Consider the following 2,397-nt stretch of genomic DNA (forward strand, 5'->3'; position numbering starts at 1 on the left):
TCCCGATATTGATGGATTTCAAGTTCTAAATAAATTAAAAGAACGTCCTATTACTGCTTTTATTCCAGTTATTATGCTGACGGGGAAATCCTCAACCGATTCTCAGGTTACCGGGTTGGTTTCTGGAGCGGACGATTACGTTACGAAACCTTTCGATCTGAATGTTCTCTATGCAAGAGTACTCAGCGCTTTGCGACATTCGCTTCTCAGTACGCGTTTCAAACACGATCAATTCAATCTACTTCACTATCTCATTCGGAACTATTCCAAACGAGGTTACGCATGCTGTACAAAACTAATTGAGCAGTATCCTGCTAAACCGTCTGCGTGGACAGGATATATCCCCGATCTGATTATCGAAAAAAAGGACAAGATTAGATGCTTTAACTTTGAGACGACACAATCTCTTCTCGAAGAACCGCTTATAGACCGGCTGACCTCTATGTCCGATCTGGCATTCTCAAACTCCAAACGCATGGAATTGACGGTTATTGTCAGGACAAAAGACAATTACAAGATCATCGAAAAAATCATTCGAGAGAACGGCCTGAATTTGAAAACGAAAATGATCAAGAAACACATGACAAGGAACTGATACGTCAATAAAAATGATTAAAAGAATCTATTTAGTTTTATGTATTGGATTATTTACGAATATTGCTTTTCCCCAATCACAAACCGTTCTTTATCCAGGGCTGGTTGGGCAAACTCTTCTGGATTCTGTCGTTGCAAATTATAAAACGAAAAAGACTCTTGGTTATAATACTGCTCGAGATTCCATGTATGGAAGAATCGATCTGAAACCCGGGAACCAACTGTCTTGTGTCTATACGGGATATACTATCACAATTGATCCAACACAAAATATCAGAACCCAAACGAATGCAAAATATATAAATTGCGAACACACATGGCCACAATCAATGGGCGCAGAGCCTGAGCCGCAAGCATCTGATATTCACCATCTATATCCAACCTATGACAGAGTAAATTCTTCCCGTGGAAATTTACCATTTGGGGAAATCCCAGATACAACTACAAACAAATGGTGGCGATTCAACACCGATCAGCTGACCTTACCACCTGACAGTATCCGGGATCAATTCTCTGAAACAGGAAGCAATGGTTTTGAACCGCGTGAAGACCATAAAGGCAATGTTTCCCGCTCGATGTTCTATTTTTACGCCATGTACAAAAGCGCGGCGGACAGTAATTTCTGGAAAATTCAAAAGAGCACGCTGATTGATTGGAATTACTATGATCTGGTTGATTCCATTGAATACGCAAGGACCTGGAAAATTGCGCATTATCAGGATAATAAACCGAACCCATTTGTTCTGGATTCTACGCTGGCCAGAAGGATATGGTTCAATCAACCTTCCGCGGTGGCGAGTGAAAAAGCAATTCCAAGCCAAATCAATCTGGTGTCTGCTTATCCCAATCCATTTAACGCTTCATTGACGATTGCCTTTACCTTGCAGAATACAGAGTTTGTCGTTATTGATTTGTACGATATCAGCGGGAAGGCGGTGGATGTTCTCTACGATGGAAAATTGCCCAAGGGAAATCATTCGATCGTTTGGAATCCTCGAAATCTGAGCGCCGGACTTTATCTCATCCGGTTCACGGCGAACAGTCAGTCGCAGATTAAAAAATGCGCCTACCTGAAGTGAACTTTTCCATACTTCAAGGAAAGTGTATGCTGATAAAATAGTTACTCTGTGTGTTGTATCAAGAGAGTGAATGAAAAACAAGTTGCGCTATTTTGAAAGAATCGCTATTTTGAATAGTAGGGCTTTTTTAAAAAGTGATTATAAGTAAGAAAATTCCTTAGAAAGAGGTGAGAAAATGAAAAAGGCTTTGGTTTTTGTTCGTTTTTTTTGTTCCTGTTTTCTCATAGGTTTGGTTTTTTTTCTGAATTTTGACACCGTTTTAGGTCAAACATCGACGGAAACGGTTATTTTTTCCAGCACGAATGTCAGCCAATGGACAGCTGACGGACGAGTCACTTACCAACCTTCTGATACAACACTTCGATTTGTTTTTGGCTTCGACGAGAACAATCCGCCAAAAGCAAGACCGGATACCACAATGCTGGAAATTGTCCCCGAAATTGATCTTTTCGGATATGACTCGGTTTTCTTCAGATACACAACCTATGATTTCCTGCCTAATGATGAGTCGTGGATTGTCGGGACGGTGAACGTTTATGCGAGGCATGAAAATCAACCGGTTTGGACAGAAGTTTTCGAAGATTTATCGGAAATTGCGGGAAACGTGCATCATCTGAAAATCAGGATGAAAATAGCCGTGCGTTCGGACGAAAAAACTCCGGGTGCTTTTGCTATCGATAATATTCGAATCGTTGGGAAAAATCCATAATCGAAAGTTACTTTA

At 40.7% G+C, this 2,397-nt stretch carries 3 protein-coding genes; all 3 read left to right on the forward strand.

Annotation, left to right across the window (positions count from 1 at the left end):
* The coding region (locus COT43_06405; GenBank protein ID PIS28411.1) for a hypothetical protein at positions 1–595 on the forward strand (595 nt) is incomplete at its 5' end.
* Between the two features lie 13 nt (positions 596–608).
* The gene (locus tag COT43_06410) at positions 609–1,673 is read left to right on the forward strand and encodes a hypothetical protein (GenBank protein ID PIS28412.1); all 1,065 of its coding nucleotides are present in this window, start codon (positions 609–611) and stop codon (positions 1,671–1,673) included.
* A 175-nt stretch (positions 1,674–1,848) separates the two neighbouring features.
* The gene (locus COT43_06415; GenBank protein PIS28413.1) at positions 1,849–2,382 is read left to right on the forward strand and encodes a hypothetical protein; all 534 of its coding nucleotides are present in this window, start codon (positions 1,849–1,851) and stop codon (positions 2,380–2,382) included.
* The last annotated feature ends 15 nt before the right edge of the window (positions 2,383–2,397 follow it).

The sequence above is a fragment of the Candidatus Marinimicrobia bacterium CG08_land_8_20_14_0_20_45_22 genome (assembly GCA_002774355.1).
GTDB lineage: Bacteria > Fidelibacterota > UBA2242 > UBA2242 > UBA2242 > 0-14-0-20-45-22.